Here is an 18,994-nt window from a genome sequence, read left to right on the forward strand (position 1 = left end):
AAGTTTTTTTTTACCTTTAAAATAAAAAACAATGCTTAACCCCTATTTAGATATTATTTTCAGAAGTCTCGCGGTATACTTTTTCATGACAATAGCCTTGCGAATCTTCGGAAAGAAAGAACTCTCGCAATTGAACACCGCCGATATTATTTTAATTTTATTAATTAGTAATTCGGTTCAAAATGCAATGGTTGGCCCCGACACCAGTCTTTGGGGCGGATTAGTCGCCGCTTTGGCTTTATTTGTGATTAACTTTATCATTAAAAAACTGACTCACAAATATAAACTAGCTAACGATTTGCTTTTAGACAAACCTGAAATCCTAATTCATAATGGAACATTGGATTTTAATGCTTTGAGCAAATTAGACATTTCACACGAAGAACTAAAAGAAGCGGCACGTGAACATGGTTTAGAACATTTAACAGATATAAAGCTTTGTACACTAGAAATTGACGGTACAATTAGTATTATTTCGAAAGATAAAACCAACTTAAAAGAAACACATTACAAGCGCAAGCACAATCATAAGAATTTCAGGAAATAAAATTTAACAAATTCCAAGAGGGAAATTCCAAATACCAAATCTGAAAAGCGTGTCAAACATTGGATATGGAATTCAGAATTATTAGAATTTAAATAAAAAAGCCGATTTCAAATTGAAATCGGCTTTTTTTATGTCGATAAAATGCGATTTTACATCTCACATTGCACATAAATCATTTTACTAAGAAACAAATACACTCAATATAAAGTATACAAATCCAGCCAAAATTGCCGAAATAGGAATTGTTAGTACCCAAGCCCAGATCAAACTTACGGTTACCCCCCAACGAACGGCAGATACACGTTTTGTTAATCCAACCCCGATAATAGAACCTGTAATCGTATGTGTTGTACTTACCGGAATCTTTAAATGTTCTGTAAAATAAAGTGTCAATGCACCTGCAGTTTCAGCAGCAACACCTTCAAATGAAGTTACTTTTGTAATTTTAGAACCCATCGTTTTCACGATTTTCCACCCACCACTCAAAGTTCCCGCAGCAATTGCAGAATAACATGCCAATGGAATCCAGCCTGGCATTACACCTTTAATTCCCGCATCATCATTTGGCAATACAACATTTAACCATGAATCCATATGAACCCCAGGATTTGTATTAATATAAACCGCTACAGCTGCAGCAATAATACCCATAACTTTTTGAGAATCATTCCCACCGTGTCCTAAACTAAAGGCTGCAGAAGATAATAATTGCATTTTTTTCAATGCAGCATCTGCCTGATGAAGATTTAAGCTGCTAAATATTAAACAAAAAGCACTAACTGTTAAGATAATAAAGGCTACTAAAAACCATTTAATATTATGTGGATCAAAAGCGACACTCCAAAAATGAGATTCAAAACGAGGCTTTTCAATATCAGCATAAGGAACCATTAGGTTACTAACAATCCATACTGTTGCAATCATTAATGCTACAGTAAATATTTTAGGAAAAATACTTTTACGAGAAGCATTTAATAACCAAATCGATATTAAATAAGAAGCTAAAGCTCCCAATAAAGGTGCTAAAACAATAAAAGCAATAATAATAAGAACTCCCGAAGGCATTCCGCCATCTTTTCCTGCCTTGTACCAACTTACGATTTCGTACCAATAGTGTGTAGTTCCATCTTCGCCAATATAACCTGAGAAACCGTGTACAGCGATAGCGTGAGCAACTGCGGCTCCTGCAAAACCACCAATTAATGTATGCGATGAACTAGAAGGAATTCCTAACCACCAGGTCAATAAATTCCAACAAATAGCCGCGATAACACCGGCAAGAATTACAACAAGGTTAATCTCCATAGTGTGCGCTGTTTTTGCAACTGTATCCGCAACACCAAATCCGAAAACCCAATAAGCCAAAAAGTTAAAAAATGCTGCCCAAAGTACGGCCTGAAAAGGCGTTAAAACCTTTGTAGCAACAACGGTAGCTATAGCATTTGCCGCATCATGAAAACCATTGATGTAATCAAAAATTAAAGCTAATACTATAATAATTATAAGTAGCGTCATAAAATTATAACTTCAGAATGAAATAAATTGAATTAAGAATGTTTTACAGAAATAGATTCCAGTATGTTTGCAACACTCTTACATTTGTCTGTTGCTGATTCTAAAACAGATAACACTTCTTTATATTTGATAATATTTTTAGCATCTGTTTCGTTTTCAAAAATTTCAAAAACTGCTTTGTTATAAACGTTGTCTGACTTGTTTTCCAATTTATTAATTCTGGCACAAGCATCTTTAATGACTTTAAAATTCTTTAAATTTCTCAATTCTTTTACAGCACTGTCAATATTCTGACAAGCTTCAAGATTGATTTCTGTCATCTTTCTGATCGATTTTGTAATCTTATCAACCTGATACAATCTCATTCTGCTTGCTGCACCGTGAAGGTAATCAGCAACATTATCAATAGAAGTAATTAAAGTGTGAATATCCTCTCTATCAAATGGCGTAATGAAGTTTCTGCTCAATTCAAGATTGGTTTGACGCGTAATGTCTTCTCCTTTTTGCTCTAATTCATCAATTTTTTGAAAAAGAACTTCTCTTTCTTTTAATGGAAGGTTTACAGCTTCGTGTAAATTAGAAGCTAGTTCAATTAAATTGCTTGAAGCCTCTTCAAAAAGTGGAAAGAATTTCTTGTCTTTCGGCACTAAAAATTGGAAAATACTGTTTATTGACATTTTTATATTTTTGATAGTGCAAAATTACTTCAATATTATTTTACAATGTTAAGCCATTGTTAACAAATCGTTTTCTATTTGGAAACTATTTAAAAACGCAACTGTCTTTTCAATATCGTAATGCAAGATTCTGTCTTCTTTAACCAAAGGCACCACTTCTCTATAACTGCTTAAGAACATTTCGATGAAATCACTTGATTTTAAAGGCTCTCTGTAAGCAATTGCCTGAGAAGCATTCATTAATTCAATCGCTAAAATACGCTCTAAATTATCCATAACGCGCAACGCCTTTGTTGCTCCGTTTGCGCCCATACTCACGTGATCTTCCTGCCCGTTGCTCGAAACAATACTGTCAATACTTGAAGGAGTTGCCAGTTGTTTGTTCTGACTTGCAATACTTGCAGCGGTATATTGCGGAATCATAAATCCTGAATTTAATCCCGGATTGTCAACCAAAAATGCCGGAAGATTTCTTAAACCTGAAATCAATTGATAGGTTCTTCTTTCAGAAATACTTCCTAGTTCTGCCAAAGCAATTGCCATAAAATCTAAGGCTAAAGCTAAAGGTTGTCCATGGAAATTTCCACCAGAAATAATTTGATCGGCTTCAATAAATATATTTGGATTATCCGTAACCGAGTTAATTTCGGTTTTGAATACTTTTCGAACGTAATCAATCGCATCTTTCGAAGCGCCATGAACCTGAGGCATACAACGGAAAGAGTAAGGATCCTGAACGTGTTTTTTCTCCTGAGCAATAATTTCACTTCCTTCTAAAAATTCATTGATACGCTGTGCAGTTACAATTTGTCCTTTGTGAGGACGAATAAAATGAATCAATTCGTTAAAAGGCTCGCTTCTTCCATCAAAACCTTCCAAAGAAATAGTTCCGATTAAATCTGCCAAATACGAATATTTATACGCTTTTATTAAGATGTGAGCTCCATAAGCACTCATAAACTGAGTTCCATTCAACAAAGCCAAACCTTCTTTTGACTGTAAAACAATGGGGTCCCAATTAAAATGTTTTAAAACTTCGGCAGAAGCCACTTTTTTTCCTTCAAAAAGTACTTCACCTTCTCCTAATAACGGTAACGATAAATGGGCTAATGGAGCCAAATCTCCCGAAGCTCCTAACGAACCTTGTGTATAAATAACAGGAAGAATATCATTATTATAGAAATCAACCAAACGATTTACTGTTTGCAACTGAATTCCTGAATGTCCGTAGCTTAAAGATTGGATTTTAAGCAGTAACATCATCTTCACAATTGCTGAAGGAACTTCTTCTCCTGTTCCGCAAGCGTGCGATTTTACCAGGTTTTCCTGAAGTTTTGACAAATTCTCATTTGATATTTTTACATTACAAAGTGATCCAAAACCAGTATTGATTCCGTAAATAGGTTCAGAATGTGAAGCCATTTTCTTGTCTAAATAATCACGGCATTTCTGAACGTTTACTTTAGCTTCTTCAGATAATTCAAGCATTTTTTGATTGCCAATAATTTCTTGTAAATCTTCTAAATTTAAGGTTTCAGTACTTATATAATGGACTTCTCTCATGTCATTTTTAATTTAAGGCATCAAAATTCAGCAAATCAATATTAAAAAGCAACATTTGTTCATAATAATAAAAATTTAAGCCAACCAAATTCAGCACATTTATCTATTTCACAATACTTATCATACAAAAATCTCTTTCATTTTTTATGTAAATCACCCTTCAAAACTTATTTCAAAAAATCAATTTCCTACTTATTTTATAGACTAATGACGATTTTTTCGCAATATTTCGATTAGAATCAGCTTTTTAAGGCTATACATTTCCAATAAATACGGGTTTAAATATACGAATCCGGTAATTTATGATATTCAATCTTAACAAAAGCTCAATATTAAATCAATGAGATTTGAATTATTAAAATATTCGCAAAAAGAAAATAAAGGTTTTTCGCTTTTATAAAAATCTGTACTTTTGAAACATCAAAAATGAAAAGTAACAGCGCAAAATATCAATCTACAATGACAACTCAAACAAGAGTTGCAATTGCTGCTACAACAATTTCTACTACAACAACTACCCCTTAGGGGTATACATTTTTACATATAATCCTGGTTATCTATACTTTTTTCTTAAAAGAAGAAAGGCTTTGGATACATAAAAAATATTTGCATCAAAGAAAAAAAATATCAAAATGAAAGTATTAAAATTTGGCGGAACTTCGGTTGCCAATGCTCAAAATATAAAACTCGTTCTCGAAATTATAAACCAAAAGTCTAAACAAGATCAATTAGTTGTTGTGGTTTCTGCCTTAAGCAAAGTGACCGATTTATTGCAATTGGCAGCAGCAAGAGCAGCAGCCAATGACGAAAGTTTCAGAGAAATTGTCGCTGAAATCGAAAAGAAACATCTTGACACTTTAAAAGAATTAATTCCGGTTAGCGAGCAAAGCAGCTTGTTGAGTCATGTAAAAAGAATCATCAATCACTTAGAAACATTGCTTGACGGGTGTTTCTTATTAGGCGAATTATCTCCAAGAACAGCTGACACCATTTTGAGTTTCGGGGAATTACTTTCGTCCTATATCATTGCACAGGCGTACCAGCAAATCGATAAAAATGTAGTGTATAAAGACAGCCGTGAGATTATCAAAACAAATGCTGATTTCGGAAAAGCGGTTGTGAATTTTGAGATTTCAAACCAATTGATTCAGGATTATTTTGACGAAAATAAAGCTCAAATCAATGTTTTGCCTGGATTTATCGCTTTAACTCTTGACGGAATCACGACTACTTTAGGGCGTGGCGGTTCTGATTATACTGCAGCCATTATCGCCGGAGCACTTGATGCATCACAATTAGAAATTTGGACAGATGTAAACGGAATGTTTACTGCCAACCCGAAAATTGTAAAACAAGCACGACCAATTGCAACCATTTCTTACCAGGAAGCGATGGAATTGTCTCATTTTGGTGCCAAAGTTTTGTATCCCCCGACAATTCAGCCAGTTTTAAGAAAAAATATTCCAATTTTAATCAAAAATACTTTTGAGCCGGAAGCTGAAGGAACTTTAATTTCTGATCAGGTTTCATCAAATGATACTGTTGTAAAAGGAATCAGCCATATTGATAATATTTCGCTTGTAACATTGGAAGGTCCAGGAATGATTGGAGTTGCAGGTTCATCAAGACGTTTATTCGAAGTATTGTCTCAGGAAAAAATCAATGTAATTTTCATTACTCAGGCTTCTTCTGAGCACTCTATTTGTATTGGAATTTTAAATTCAGATGCTGAAAATGCCGAAGCTGCGATCAACAGAGCTTTTGAAGTGGAGATTCTTCAAAACAAAATTGACCCTGCCATTGTAGAAAAAGATCTTTGTATTATTGCTTTGGTGGGTGAAAACATGAAAAACCATCAAGGTTTGAGCGGTAGAATGTTCAGCACTTTAGGAAAAAATAACGTAAATATCCGTGCGATTGCGCAAGGGGCTTCTGAACGTAATATTTCAACTGTAATCAACGAAAGAGATGTCAAGAAAGCGTTGAATACCTTGCATGAAAACTTCTTCGAAGAAAACACCAAACAGCTGAATTTATTTGTGATGGGTGTTGGAAATGTGGGCGAAAAATTCATCGAGCAAATTCACAATCAAAGGAAATTTTTAAAAGATAATTTAAAAATCAACGTTCGTGTTATCGCTTTGTCAAACTCAAGAAAAATGCTTTTTGACGAAGACGGAATTTCATTGAAAGATTGGAAATCGACTTTAGACAAAGGCGAACATGCCATTCCAACAGAATTTATCGCACGCGCTAAAGAAATGAATTTACGTAACAGTATTTTTGTGGATATTACAGCAAATGCAAGTGTTTCTGAAATGTATGAGAAATTCTTAAAAGAAAGTATTGCTGTTGTAACTTGTAACAAAATTGCCTGTTCATCAGCGTATGACAATTATAAAAAACTAAAAAGTTTATCACGCCAATACAACGCTCCATTTTTGTTTGAAACGAATGTGGGAGCGGGATTGCCGATTATCGATACGGTAAAAAACTTAATTGCTTCCGGTGATAAAGTGCACAAAATTCAGGCAGTTTTATCTGGAAGTCTGAACTTCATTTTCAACAATTTTGACAAGAATAATTCTTTTCATGATGTTGTGAAAGAAGCCGGAGTTCAAGGTTTTACAGAACCGGATCCGAAAATTGACTTAAGCGGAATCGATGTGGCTCGTAAAATCCTGATTCTTATTCGCGAAAGCGGTTACGAAATGGATATTGACGCCATTGCAAACGAATCGTTCCTGCCTGCAGAATGTTTGGATACAACAAACAACGAAGCCTTTTTTGCATCGTTAATCAAACATGCTGATCATTTTGGAAAAATCTACGAAGAAGCATTATCTAAAGATTCAAGACTAAAATACGTAGCGCAATTCGAAAACGGAAAAGCAAGCGTTGGCCTGCAATTCATTCCAAAAGATCATCCTTTCTATAATTTAGAAGGAAAAGACAATATCGTATTGTTCTACACAGATCGCTACGTAGACCAGCCGTTATTGATCAAAGGCGCCGGTGCCGGAGCTGCGGTTACAGCATCAGGAATTTTTGCGGATGTAATTCGAATAGGAAATAATTAAAAAAAGGGACAAAGGCACAGAGGTGCAAAGGTTCAAAGGTTTTTACTTTGTCACTTTGCCTCCTTGAACCTTTGAACCTAAATATAAAAATATCTAGAGGCAAAGCCTTTGTTCCTTTGAACCTTTGCCACTTTGAACCTTATAACAAATGACACAGATTAAACTCTTTTGCCCGGCAACTATTGCAAACCTCTCGTGCGGATTTGACGTACTTGGACTTTGCTTAGACAATGCGGGCGATGAAATGATTGTTCGAAAAGTCGATCAAAAAGGCGTTCGTATTACTAAAATTGTCGGTGCCGATTTGCCTTTGGAAACCGAGAAAAACGTTTCGGGTGTTGCGGCTTTGGCAATGCTGGAAACTTTAGACGAACTAGATTTTGGTTTTGAAATCGAAATTTACAAAAACATTAAAGCCGGAAGCGGAATCGGAAGCAGTGCTGCAAGTTCTGCCGGAGCGGTTTTCGGGATTAATGAGTTACTAGGAAGACCTTATTCCCGTAAAGATTTGGTGCAGTTTGCGATGCAGGGCGAAAAATTGGCAAGTGGAAACGCGCATGCTGATAACGTTGCTCCTGCCCTTTTAGGCGGCTTTACGTTGGTAAGAAGTTATGCACCGCTTGATATTATCCAAATTGATAGTCCGGAGGAATTGTATGCAACGGTGGTTCATCCTCAAATTGAGTTGAAAACGTCAGATGCACGTTCGGTATTGAAACAAAACGTTTCCCTGAAAAGTGCGATTATGCAATGGGGAAATGTGGGCGGATTAATTGCCGGTTTATACACCAAAGATTATGATTTGATTGGAAGATCGCTTCATGACGAAATCGTCGAACCTTTAAGAAGCGTTTTGATTCCAGGTTTTGATTTAATCAAACAAACGGCATTAGAAAACGGCGCTTTAGGTTCCGGAATTTCAGGTTCTGGCCCGTCGATTTTTGCGCTTAGCCGAGGAAAAAACACCGCCGACCAAATCGCCAAAGCGATGAGCGATGTTTATGAAAAGATGAATTTGCCCTATGAGATTCACGTTTCGAAAATTAATCCGGATGGGGTTAGGATTCTTTAAATGAATTAAAAATTAAAAATTTAGAATTAAAAATTTGTTTGGACGTTTGTCAGACTGAGCGAAGTCCAAGTCCCGTAAAGTATAAAACATAAACTGTAGCACACAAAGTATAGCACACAAAGTTTGTCATTCCGAGGAACGAGGAATCCCCGCGAGAAACTCGACAAAGATTGGCGATTTAGTTAGCGGAGCTACTTGCGGAGATTTCTCCTCAGTCGAAATGACAAAACAGAAGCTTAAATAATATAATTATTGGAATTTGGAATTTAAAAAATTGGAATTTGATTGTACAGAAAGTCTATTTTCTATGCTCTATATTCTATTCTCTTTTTTCTAAAATCTAAAATCTAAAATCTAAAATTAAACCATGAAATACTATAGTTTAAACCATAATGCACCAGAAGTTTCATTCAAAGAAGCTGTAATACAAGGATTGGCGAGTGATAAAGGATTGTATTTTCCGCAAATCATTACGCCTTTAAATCCTGCGTTTTTTAATGTAATCGAGAATTTAAGCCATAACGATATTGCTTTTGATGTGATTCACCAATTTGTGGGCGATGACATTCCGGAGGACAATTTAAGAGAAATTATTAAAGACACTTTATCTTTTGATTTTCCGGTTGTGGAAGTTGAAAATGGCATTTATTCGTTAGAATTATGGCACGGGCCTACAATGGCTTTTAAAGACGTTGGAGCGCGATTTATGTCACGTTGTCTGGCGTATTTTAATAAAGATAAAAAAGACAGTAAAAATACCGTTTTAGTAGCGACTTCCGGAGATACTGGCGGTGCGGTTGCAAGCGGATTTCTGGGCGTTGACGGTGTTGATGTTGTGATTTTATATCCGTCAGGAAAAGTGAGCGACATTCAGGAAAAACAATTGACGACTTTAGGAAAAAACATTAAAGCGCTTGAAGTAGATGGCGTTTTTGATGATTGCCAGGATATGGTTAAAAAAGCTTTTTTAGATGAAACTTTAGCGCATAAAAACCTGACTTCGGCGAATTCTATTAATATTGCGCGCTGGCTGCCACAAATGTTCTATTTCTTCTTTGCTTACAAAGCATTGAAAAGCCAAAACAAACCGTTGATTTTCTCTTGCCCAAGCGGAAATTTCGGGAATATCTGCGCCGGAATTATGGCAAAAAAATTAGGTTTGCCAATTGAACATTTTGTAGCGGCTACCAACGTAAACGATACCGTACCAAGATTCTTAGAAAGCGGAAAATACGATCCGAAACCTTCTAAAGCAACAATTTCAAACGCTATGGACGTTGGAAACCCAAGTAACTTTATTAGAATTCAGGAATTGTACAACAACGATTTAACGGCTTTTGAAAAAGATTTTTCATCGTACAGTTATACCGATGAAGAAACACTTACAGCCCTAAAACAAATTTATAATACCGACGGTTACATCGCAGAACCACACGGTGCTGTGGGTTATCTTGGTTTGAAAAAAGAATTACAAAAACACGATAACGCGATTGGTGTTTTCTTAGAAACCGCACATCCTATTAAATTCTTAGATGTTGTTGAACCTGCTTTAGGTATTACACTTCCGATTCCAGACCAAATTGAAAGTGTTATGAATGCCGATAAAGTGAGTGTGAAGATTAAGACTTATGAGGAATTGAAGAGTTTTTTGGGGTAAATTATTTATTATCATAATAGAACGACTGAGAATTATTTCAGTCGTTTTGTTTTTAAAATCAATACTTAATATCCAAAAAATTCTTTAGATTTTTTTTTCTTCCAAAAAAATAATTATTCAATATCAAGTTTAAAAATCTAGTAGGAAAAAACCATATATTTGAAAAGCAAGAAAACGAAATAAAGTTTCGCTTATCTACCCGATCTTAGGTGTATATGCGAAGGTTTGCTTCGCATATAAATGAGTTATGCGGGAGTTGAAAAAGAGCATTTCGGTTAAAATTACGTTTTTAAAAAAGCATTTAGTTGCGCATAAAATCGAAATTCAGAAACTTGAAAATTGGATTTTTAATTGGAAACTTGGAAAGCGGAAACTTTAAAATTGGAGTTTCTAAACTGAATCTGAAAAAGCAGAAACTTGAAAAGCAAACTTGAATTTCGGAGTTTCCAAACTGAATCTGAAAAGCAGAACTTGAAAATTGGAGTTTTAAATTGGAGTTTTAAATTGGAGTTTTAAATTGGAGTTTTAAATTGGAGTTTTAAATTGGATTGCGAAAACTGAAACTTAAATATTGAAGTTTCTGCAAGAATAAAATAAACAATCGTTTTGATTGTGAAATTGAAACGAAAAAAGGGAATAAAATTTAGCCGAGATTTAGGCAAGAATTAGGTTTTTAATCGGCAAAGATATGGCTGAAAATCGATTAATAATTAGGAATATTTGCTAGAAACAACCCCCGCATAACAGCCACTACAACGGATTTGGGCATTTGGCTTAATGGAAAAATGGTTTTGTATTTGGATGATTTGGCAAATCCGAAGAATGGTCTTAATTTAGTCCCAAACCCGCTGTAGTGCCAAGACGTTATAGAGCAGTTGTGCCGAAATTACGCAGATAAAAACAATTGGAAAATAAACATTTGTTTACGCAGAAAGTTAACAAAGCAGAAGCGTGAAAATTGGAACTTGCTTGTAGAAACTTGAAAAGCAGAACGTGAAAATTGGAATTTGTTAGCCGAAGCTTGAAATTCTTTGCGCAGAATTTATAATTAGAAAGTAAATAATTGAAAATAATACGCCGAAAATTACGAACCGAAAAGCAGAAACTTGAAAGTTGGAATTTGCCAACAGAAGCGTGAAAAGTTTACGGTTCAATCGTAATTTCGACAAAACAACCGCTCTATAACACACACTACAAGCAATTTGGGGATTTGGCTTAATGGGAAAATTGGTTTGTATTAGAAAGATTTGGCAAATCCGAAAGATAACGCTGATTTAATCCCAAACTGCTTGTAGCGCGAGAACGTTAGCGTATATTTTAAAGAACTGCAAAATGAGAAACATAATTTTATCAATCGCTTTTTTTTCAATTTTTAGTTGCAATAATTCTGAAAACAAAATTGAATTCACACCATCGGCAGTTAAAGAAATCAATGAAATTGTTAAAGTAATAATAGCGGAAGATAGTCTAGAAGTTTTTGAAAATGCAAAAGATAAAAAAATGCTTTGTAAAGAATTGATTAGATTAAACATATACATTCCAGAAAAACCAAAAAATGGCAAAATTCCTCCACCTCCACCACCATCGTTTAATGATGTTTCAATAACTGACCTAATGCATTATGACAGAAACTCCACATTCTTCAAAGCTGTTGATTCACTGTATTTGATAAAACAAAACTTAAATCCAGAAAAATTAGAGATAGACTCTAATATAGTTGGACAAATCAATTTTACCACAAAAGATAAAGAAATCAGCAAGAAAAAAGCAGAACAGCCTTATAGTTACTATGAAATGACTATTCCAGTTTTTTCGTTAGATAATCAAGTAGCTTATGTGGAATTGAATTACTATTGCGGAAGATTATGCGGAAGCGGAAAATCGGTATATCTAAAAAAAAATAATGGAAAATGGAAAGTTATAGAAAAGTGGAGAACTTGGATAAGCTAAAAAAACATCCGCTAACACACGCTACAAGCAATTTGGGGATTTGGCCTAATGGAAAGTTGGTTTTGTATTTGGGATGATTTGGCAAATCCGAAAATAGGGCTTAATTTAGTCCCAAACCCGCTGTAGCGCGAGAACGTTATGCGTCAGCTTAACCAAACTCAACAGAAAATAGAAATATAAATGGCATTATTTCACTTGATATTTGAACTAATAAAAATCTCTATTTTAAGCTGTATTTATGCAAGCTTAATACTGTTGGCCTTTAAAATAATTGCACATTATAAACCAAATTCTTGGTTTGTAAAAGCTTCAACTAAGAAACTTAAGTTTTGGTTTTTAAGCGGTCTTTCCATGTCTGTTTTTCTTTTCTTTTTTATGTTTACCTATTATGGAGATCATGGTCTAGGAGACAGTGCAAGAGTTCCTATTGGACACTCGAAAGCAATTCAAGAAGTAGATGGTGTTCAAGCATATATTCAAGATGAAGGGCCAATTAGTATGATAGAGATAAGCAAATTCAAGATAACTGATAACTTTGTCTATGGTTATACAAGCGATTCAAATGTAAATTATGATGGTAATTATTTTGCCTACAACTTGGTAAATAATTCTGTAAAAACATTTAAACAAAAAAGTGAATACCTAAACTTTTTGGCGATAAATAAACTTGATAAAAACCCGAATTACAAAGATTTTAATTATTACTATGGAGAATATTGGAATAGTTGGAGATTCTGGCTTTTACCGTAATAAATTGAAAAAAGCCGAACGCATAACAGCCACTACAACGGATTTGGGAAATTGCCTTAATGGGAAATTGTTTTTTGTATTTGTGATGATTTGGCAAATCCGAAGAATGGGCTTAATTTAGTCCCAAACCCGCTGTAGTGCCAGAACGTTAGCACTCATTTTAAGACGATATGCAGAAAGAATTATATAAATGGTTAAAGGATGTAGGGGAACAAGATTCTGCTCGACTAATTTCTGAATGTAGTGTTGACCTTTTATATGTTGACACTCTATTTGAAATGAGTAGTGATAGAATGACTGATTTAATGGATGCTCAAATTGGTGTCCCTGGAAAATATTATCTTAAACTACAAACCCACTTTCAGAAAGAAATTAAAGTAATTGAAACCCAATTAATGGAAATTGCAACTGCAATGGGCATGCACATACGTGGAATTTCATGGAATCCTAAAATTGATAACGACAATGAACTACAAATGAAAATTTCAATAATTATTCGCCAAGCAATCTTTGACGAAATAACACTCAATAAAATTTCTTGGTCTGGCAGACTTGAAGAACCTGATTTTTTAAATAGGATTTTTGACCTCTCAAAAATGCCGTCTTACGACTCTAGATATGACAACGCTTATGATGATATTCATAAACATCGTATCATGAATTATGACTGGGAAGATGATTGGGTTTTTACTGATAGACGTTTCAATCTACTTCATTGTGATGAAGAAGCACTACTAAAATTTTTATCATTAACAATAAATCCTGTTTCAAGGACAGATGATGAAGGGGTCAATCAATTAATTGAAATATACAATAGAAATCTTTCTGCAAGTGGAATTGAATTTTATGAAAAATCAATAATCGCAGGAAAATCTATATATGGTTATAGAGAAATCACAATTGGCGAAACCACCAATGAAAACAAAGAAATCAAACAAAGAAAAATTGCATTAGTTGTTGGATGTAGTCAGTATGAGTTTGCTGGACATTTAGAAAATCCTTTGAATGATGTAAAATCTGTTAAAGAAAGTCTAGAATCACTTGGATTTGATGTAATGTATGCAGAGAATCCAAACCTTAAGGAATTGAAGATTGGAATTGACGACTTTGGGACTGAACTTGAGAAGTATGATGTTGGCTTATTCTATTTTGCTGGACATGGTGTTCAAGTTAAAGGCTTAAATTATCTAATTCCTGTTGATGCAAATTTGAAAAACGAAAGAACAGTTGAATATGACTGTGTCCAAGTTGACAGAATATTAAGCCATATGGAAAGTGCTAAAACTTCTGTGAACTTACTTATTCTTGACGCATGTCGTAACAATCCGTTTGAAAGAAACTGGGGAAGAGAATTAGGACAAAGAGGTTTTGCTGTTATGGACGCACCAAAAGGCTCTTTAATCGCATACTCGACATCTCCGGGCAAAACAGCATCTGATGGTGAAGGTAAGAATGGACTTTATACAGGAGAACTTATTTCAGAAATTAAATCAGTTAATGTGACAATTACTCAATTGTTCCAAAAAGTAAGGAAATCTGTTATGGAAAAATCGAAGGACGAACAAGTTCCATGGGAATCCACATCATTGACAGCAGACTTTTACTTTAATCGAAAATAAAAAAACGAGTGCTAACACACGCTACAAGCAATTTGGGGATTTGGCTTAATTTGAAATTGGTTTTGTATTTGGAAGATTTGGCAAATCCGAAGAATGGGCTTAATTTAGTCCCAAACTGCTTGTAGCGCGAGAACGTTGGCAGTAATGATACCGCAGAATCAAGAATCTAAGAATATACCTAAATGAAGATAGAACAAGTAGAAATAATTAAGCAATATCTGAATATTGAAACCAACTATGCTGTTATTATTAATGGACAGTATGGGATTGGTAAAACTCATTTTTACAAGAACTACTTATCTCCAGAAATTAAAGAAATATCACTTCCAAAAGATGACAGGAAAAAATTTACCCCAATTCATATTTCACTATTTGGGTTTAAAAGTTTAGAAGAAATTCAGACAGCAATTTTTGTTGAACTTTATCCAATTCTTAAAAGTAAAAATCTAAAATTAGCTGTCGGTATTGGCAAGTCATTAATTAGGGGCATAGCACAAATAAATGGAGCGGGTGATATTGATAAGTATATTGGTGATATAACTCAAGAAGCTGATGATTGGTTAAAATATGATGAACTAGTCATTTGTTTCGACGACCTAGATAGAAAAAGCAAAAACTTAGATTTGAGGGATGTTTTTGGATTCATTAATTCATTAGTTGAAAATCAAGGTGCCAAAATTTTAATTATAGCCAATGAAGAACAGTTAATTAAAGATGAACATTACTCTTCGAGCCTAAGAGAAAAAGTAATTGGAGTTTCAATACAATTCGAACCTAATATTGAAGATGTTTATAAACAAATAATTGCTACAAAATATTCTTCGTCATCAAAATCTTTATTTGACTTTTTAGAAACAAAAACTTCTCAAATAGTTGAAATTATTCAAATAAACCAAAATAATTTTAGAAACTTAATTTTCTTTCTTGAACACTTTAGAACAATTTATTACCCCTTGGAAAAAGAATTTCAAGAAAATAAAGACTTCTATATCCTAAAAGACGAAAAACTTCAATCTGTTCTTGATTTTACGATTGCTATAACCATAGAATATAAACTTGGATTGATAAACTCAACAAATTTCGCAGATATTAAAGAATTTGGTAAAGATGTACTTTCAAATTATGACATAAGCTTGTTTCTTCAAAATAGTAAAAAAGAAGAAAAAGAAGAAAGAACTCCAACTTATATAGAGATCTTTAGGAATAAATATTTTGCTAACAAAAAATATTATTTTTTCAAATCCATATTTTATTATATTACAGGAACAAAGTCTTTTTGCATTAAAACTTTGAAGTCTGAATTAATGGAATATTTTATTGTGAAAGATGGTGTAATTCCAGAACAAGATATAATATTAAACCAATTATCTTATTTAGGTTGTTTGAATTTATCTGACGATAGTTATAAGACATTAACTTCAAAAATGCTTGAATTCGTAGATGATGGAAAATACCAACTAAGACAATATACTACTGTTTTTCATTTTGCAAGTCGATTTAATAACATTCTTGGCTACAATTTTAAAAACTTAAAAAAGAGATTTAAGAAAGGTATTAAAAATGGAATATCTAATTACACGTATAATGACGACTTAGATTTTCATATGTCTGTTAGTGGAGATACAGAGTTTAAAGATGATGTTATTGAAATAGTAACATATTGCCTAGAGATAAATAAGTCTTTACAAAAGGACAATACAGAATCAGAATTAAAAGAACTTTTTGACCTGTTCCAAAATGATTATACTTCTTTCATTCAAAAAATAACCGAAAAAGAAAACGAATTTCGTTACTCCCCTTTTTGGTTAGAATTCAACTTAAAAAAAGTAGCAAAGACTATAGAAAATCTTGATAATGAAAAAATTTGGAAACTTGGTCATTATTTTAGAAACAGGTATAGAGTTCATATCTACGAAAAGATATGCCCTGAAAAAGATTTTATAATGAAACTCAGAGAAGAAATTAACAGGTCGACAAAAAAACGTAAAGTGAAAAATTTAAAAAATGCGAGTTTAAACTATCTCACAAAAATATTATCTGAATGCGAGAATAACTTTCCGTAATAAAATCACTACTGCCAACACACGCTACAAGCAATTTGGGTATTAGGCTTAATGGAAAAATTGGTTTGTATTTGGAATATTTGGCAAATCCGAAAGATAACGCTGATTTAGCCCCAAACTGCTTGTAGCGCGAGAACGTTGTACCTAATTTTAAAAGACCAAAAAACGAATGAACATATTTCCAAAAAGCGATTATACTTTCAAAATAATTGGAGAAGAAACAGAAACTCTTGAACGTTTAAAAAGAAGAACTGAACTGTCTGAAAGTTTGACTTCAAAAATAACCGACAAATCATTTCGCGGAATAATTAAAGACAATACATTTAGGATAATATCCTCAGAAATTGGAAAAGGTGCATTTTGTGTTTTAACAGGCGAAATTGTAAACAAAGATGGGCAAGTGGAAGTGGAAATAAATAAAGCCTTCCGAATTTTACTAACTGTTTTATTATGCTTTCCTTTTATCGGTGTAATTGCTCAAACTTTTTCTAACAAAGAAGGGTTTTCAATAATCTTTATACTTGTGGCAATACTACAATTATTAATGATTAGATACATATTTATTGAATTAGCATTCAGACGATTCTCAAAATCTAGTTTAAATAAATTGAGCGACGTGTTGGACATAGAACACATTGAAAAAAACTAGGTACAACACACGCTACAAGCAATTTGGGGATTTGGCTTAATGGAAAAATTGGTTTGTATTTGGAAGATTTAGCAAATCCGAAAGATAACGCTGATTTAGTCCCAAACTGCTTGTAGCGCGAGAACGTTATAGGCAAGAACTCTGCATCACGATTAAACTATGAAATACAAATTACTTTTTTCGCTCGCTTTGATTGCATTACTTGGTAGTTGCAAACAAGAAACTGTAGAAAAAAAATATTATGTAATTTCAAATGCAGATTCGATTAGTAAAGCGTGGGCGAAATCAGCAAAAGTTCCACCACCTTTTACTCCTCACAATTTAAAATGGTACTCTGATGTCGTTTTTATTTTAGATTCTAGTAAAGTTTATGCTTATCAAACAGAAAAAACTCATACAGCCCAAGGAAATAATGTAGATTTTGAATATCCAAATTACATTGGACTAAATCCAGAATATCTATTAACTATTGACAGCGAAAATTTTGTGTCTTTTTTAGTGAATAACAATGATATTTTCGGAATATTTCCCGAAAATTCTGTTCAACCAATTATTTATTTAGCAAGCCAAACTGATACTGTAAAAAATGTTGCGCTAAATCAATTATGGAAAAAACTAAAAAGTAACAAAAGTCGAACATTCTTTTCCGTTCGAAGAACAACTGAAGAAGAAAACATAGTACTTTCATACAAAAAGAAAAATAAAGAGTTTTTACCTGAAAAAGTAAAATGGTCTTCGAACTTCTACAATGGAAAAGTAAAACCTTTCACTAAAGAATACCAAGAAATAGAAGAAACAAATCAGCTTATAAGAAAAGCAAAAGAGACTTTTAAAAAAAAGAAAATATCAATTGAAATGTAATAGTTCCTGCCTATAACAGCCACTACAACGGATTTGGACATTTGGCTTAATGGAAAAATGGTCTTGTATTTGGAATGATTTGGCAAATCCCCAGCTAGCGCGAGCGTCCCGCTCGTGAACGCGAATTCAAAAAACAATTAGAACGTGCACGAGCGTGACGCTCGCGCTAGCGACCATATAGCTCTGAGTCAATAAGTTGCTGCAGCCAAAAATCACAATAATTTTGGATAAAGCTAATCTCTAATATTATAATTTTGTTTCTCCAGCTAAAGCAGGTGGCAATTCAAAAATTTTAAAATTACTACAGCATAAAATTACCATGATTACAAAAGCAACTTTACAAGATATTCCTGCCTTAAACATTTTAATTAACTCCGCTTACAGAGGCGAAACTTCTAAAAAAGGCTGGACAACAGAAGCCAATTTATTAGAAGGAAAAAGAACAAACGAAGAAGAATTGACAGAAACGATTCTGAATCCGAAGAATACAATTTTGAAATATACTGAGAACAATCAAATTATTGGATCGGTTTTATTGGTGGAAAAAGAAAACCAATTGTATTTGGGAATGTTAACCGTTTCCCCTGAATTACAAAACAGCGGAATCGGAAAAAAAATGTTGACTGAAGCCGAAAATCATGCTAAAGCTTTGGGACTGTCGAGTATTATTATGACGGTTATTTCGGTTCGCGAAGAGCTTATTGCGTGGTACAAACGCCACGGTTATGTTGATACGGGCGAAAGAGAAGCTTTTCCTAAAAGCGAAATTCATGTTACGATTTCTGATGCGCCTTTGGAGTTTATTTATTTGGAGAAGCTTCTTTGAGATTGTTATTTCATAGAGATTCGCAGAGATTTTTCACAGAGATTCGCTAAGGTCTTTTTTGCTAGTGCGAAATATTCACGCGAAGACGCGAAGACGCAAAGTTTTATCTTTTTATATTCTTTGCGACTTTGCGTGATTCTTTTTTTTTTGAACCTCTGCACCTTT

At 33.7% G+C, this 18,994-nt stretch carries 14 protein-coding genes; 11 read left to right on the forward strand and 3 right to left on the reverse strand.

All coding sequences use genetic code 11. The features are described 5' to 3' along the window. The first annotated feature begins 31 nt into the window (after window positions 1-31). Window positions 32-547 (forward strand): DUF421 domain-containing protein, encoded by a 516-nt coding sequence (locus tag J2X17_RS06760; protein WP_310295907.1) that lies wholly within the window; start codon window positions 32-34, stop codon window positions 545-547. Window positions 548-727: 180 nt separating this feature from the next. Here J2X17_RS06760 and J2X17_RS06765 read toward each other — a convergent pair whose 3' ends face one another. The 3 genes from J2X17_RS06765 to hutH are packed head-to-tail and all read right to left on the reverse strand — an operon-like array spanning window position 728 to window position 4,302. Then, a complete protein-coding gene (locus J2X17_RS06765) occupies window positions 728-2,062 on the reverse strand; it encodes an inorganic phosphate transporter (RefSeq protein WP_310295909.1) in 1,335 nt (444 codons plus the stop codon). Window positions 2,063-2,094: 32 nt separating this feature from the next. Next, a complete protein-coding gene (locus J2X17_RS06770) occupies window positions 2,095-2,739 on the reverse strand; it encodes a DUF47 domain-containing protein (protein WP_007810732.1) in 645 nt (214 codons plus the stop codon). A gap of 48 nt (window positions 2,740-2,787) precedes the next feature. Continuing rightward, window positions 2,788-4,302 (reverse strand): histidine ammonia-lyase, encoded by a 1,515-nt coding sequence (gene hutH, locus J2X17_RS06775; protein ID WP_310295914.1) that lies wholly within the window; start codon window positions 4,300-4,302, stop codon window positions 2,788-2,790. Between the two features lie 632 nt (window positions 4,303-4,934). On the opposite strand from hutH, the gene thrA reads away from it, so the two are divergent. The 10 genes from thrA (at window position 4,935) to J2X17_RS06825 (ending at window position 18,829) form a co-directional block, all read left to right on the forward strand. Further along, window positions 4,935-7,382, forward strand: coding sequence for a bifunctional aspartate kinase/homoserine dehydrogenase I (gene thrA / locus J2X17_RS06780; protein WP_310295916.1), 2,448 nt, complete (start codon window positions 4,935-4,937; stop codon window positions 7,380-7,382). 148 nt (window positions 7,383-7,530) lie between these two features. After that, the gene (locus tag J2X17_RS06785) at window positions 7,531-8,454 is read left to right on the forward strand and encodes a homoserine kinase (RefSeq protein WP_310295918.1); all 924 of its coding nucleotides are present in this window, start codon (window positions 7,531-7,533) and stop codon (window positions 8,452-8,454) included. Between the two features lie 367 nt (window positions 8,455-8,821). Next, window positions 8,822-10,111, forward strand: a complete 1,290-nt coding sequence (gene thrC / locus J2X17_RS06790) for a threonine synthase (protein ID WP_310295921.1) — start codon at window positions 8,822-8,824, stop codon at window positions 10,109-10,111. A gap of 1,332 nt (window positions 10,112-11,443) precedes the next feature. After that, window positions 11,444-12,061 (forward strand): hypothetical protein, encoded by a 618-nt coding sequence (locus tag J2X17_RS06795; RefSeq protein WP_310295923.1) that lies wholly within the window; start codon window positions 11,444-11,446, stop codon window positions 12,059-12,061. 180 nt (window positions 12,062-12,241) lie between these two features. Next, window positions 12,242-12,811, forward strand: a complete 570-nt coding sequence (locus J2X17_RS06800; protein ID WP_310295925.1) for a hypothetical protein — start codon at window positions 12,242-12,244, stop codon at window positions 12,809-12,811. 170 nt (window positions 12,812-12,981) lie between these two features. Beyond that, entirely contained in the window at window positions 12,982-14,430 is a 1,449-nt protein-coding gene (locus J2X17_RS06805) for an AbiJ-related protein (protein WP_310295927.1), read from the forward strand. Window positions 14,431-14,612: 182 nt separating this feature from the next. Then, entirely contained in the window at window positions 14,613-16,493 is a 1,881-nt protein-coding gene (locus tag J2X17_RS06810; protein WP_310295929.1) for a P-loop NTPase fold protein, read from the forward strand. Window positions 16,494-16,662: 169 nt separating this feature from the next. Further along, a complete protein-coding gene (locus J2X17_RS06815; protein ID WP_310295931.1) occupies window positions 16,663-17,142 on the forward strand; it encodes a hypothetical protein in 480 nt (159 codons plus the stop codon). 159 nt (window positions 17,143-17,301) lie between these two features. Next, on the forward strand, window positions 17,302-18,003 hold the full coding sequence (locus J2X17_RS06820) for a hypothetical protein (RefSeq protein ID WP_310295933.1): 702 nt from the start codon (window positions 17,302-17,304) through the stop codon (window positions 18,001-18,003). A gap of 319 nt (window positions 18,004-18,322) precedes the next feature. Next, on the forward strand, window positions 18,323-18,829 hold the full coding sequence (locus J2X17_RS06825; protein WP_310295935.1) for a GNAT family N-acetyltransferase: 507 nt from the start codon (window positions 18,323-18,325) through the stop codon (window positions 18,827-18,829). Window positions 18,830-18,994: the final 165 nt, after the last annotated feature.

Source organism: Flavobacterium aquidurense, from assembly GCF_031458035.1.
GTDB lineage: Bacteria > Bacteroidota > Bacteroidia > Flavobacteriales > Flavobacteriaceae > Flavobacterium > Flavobacterium aquidurense_C.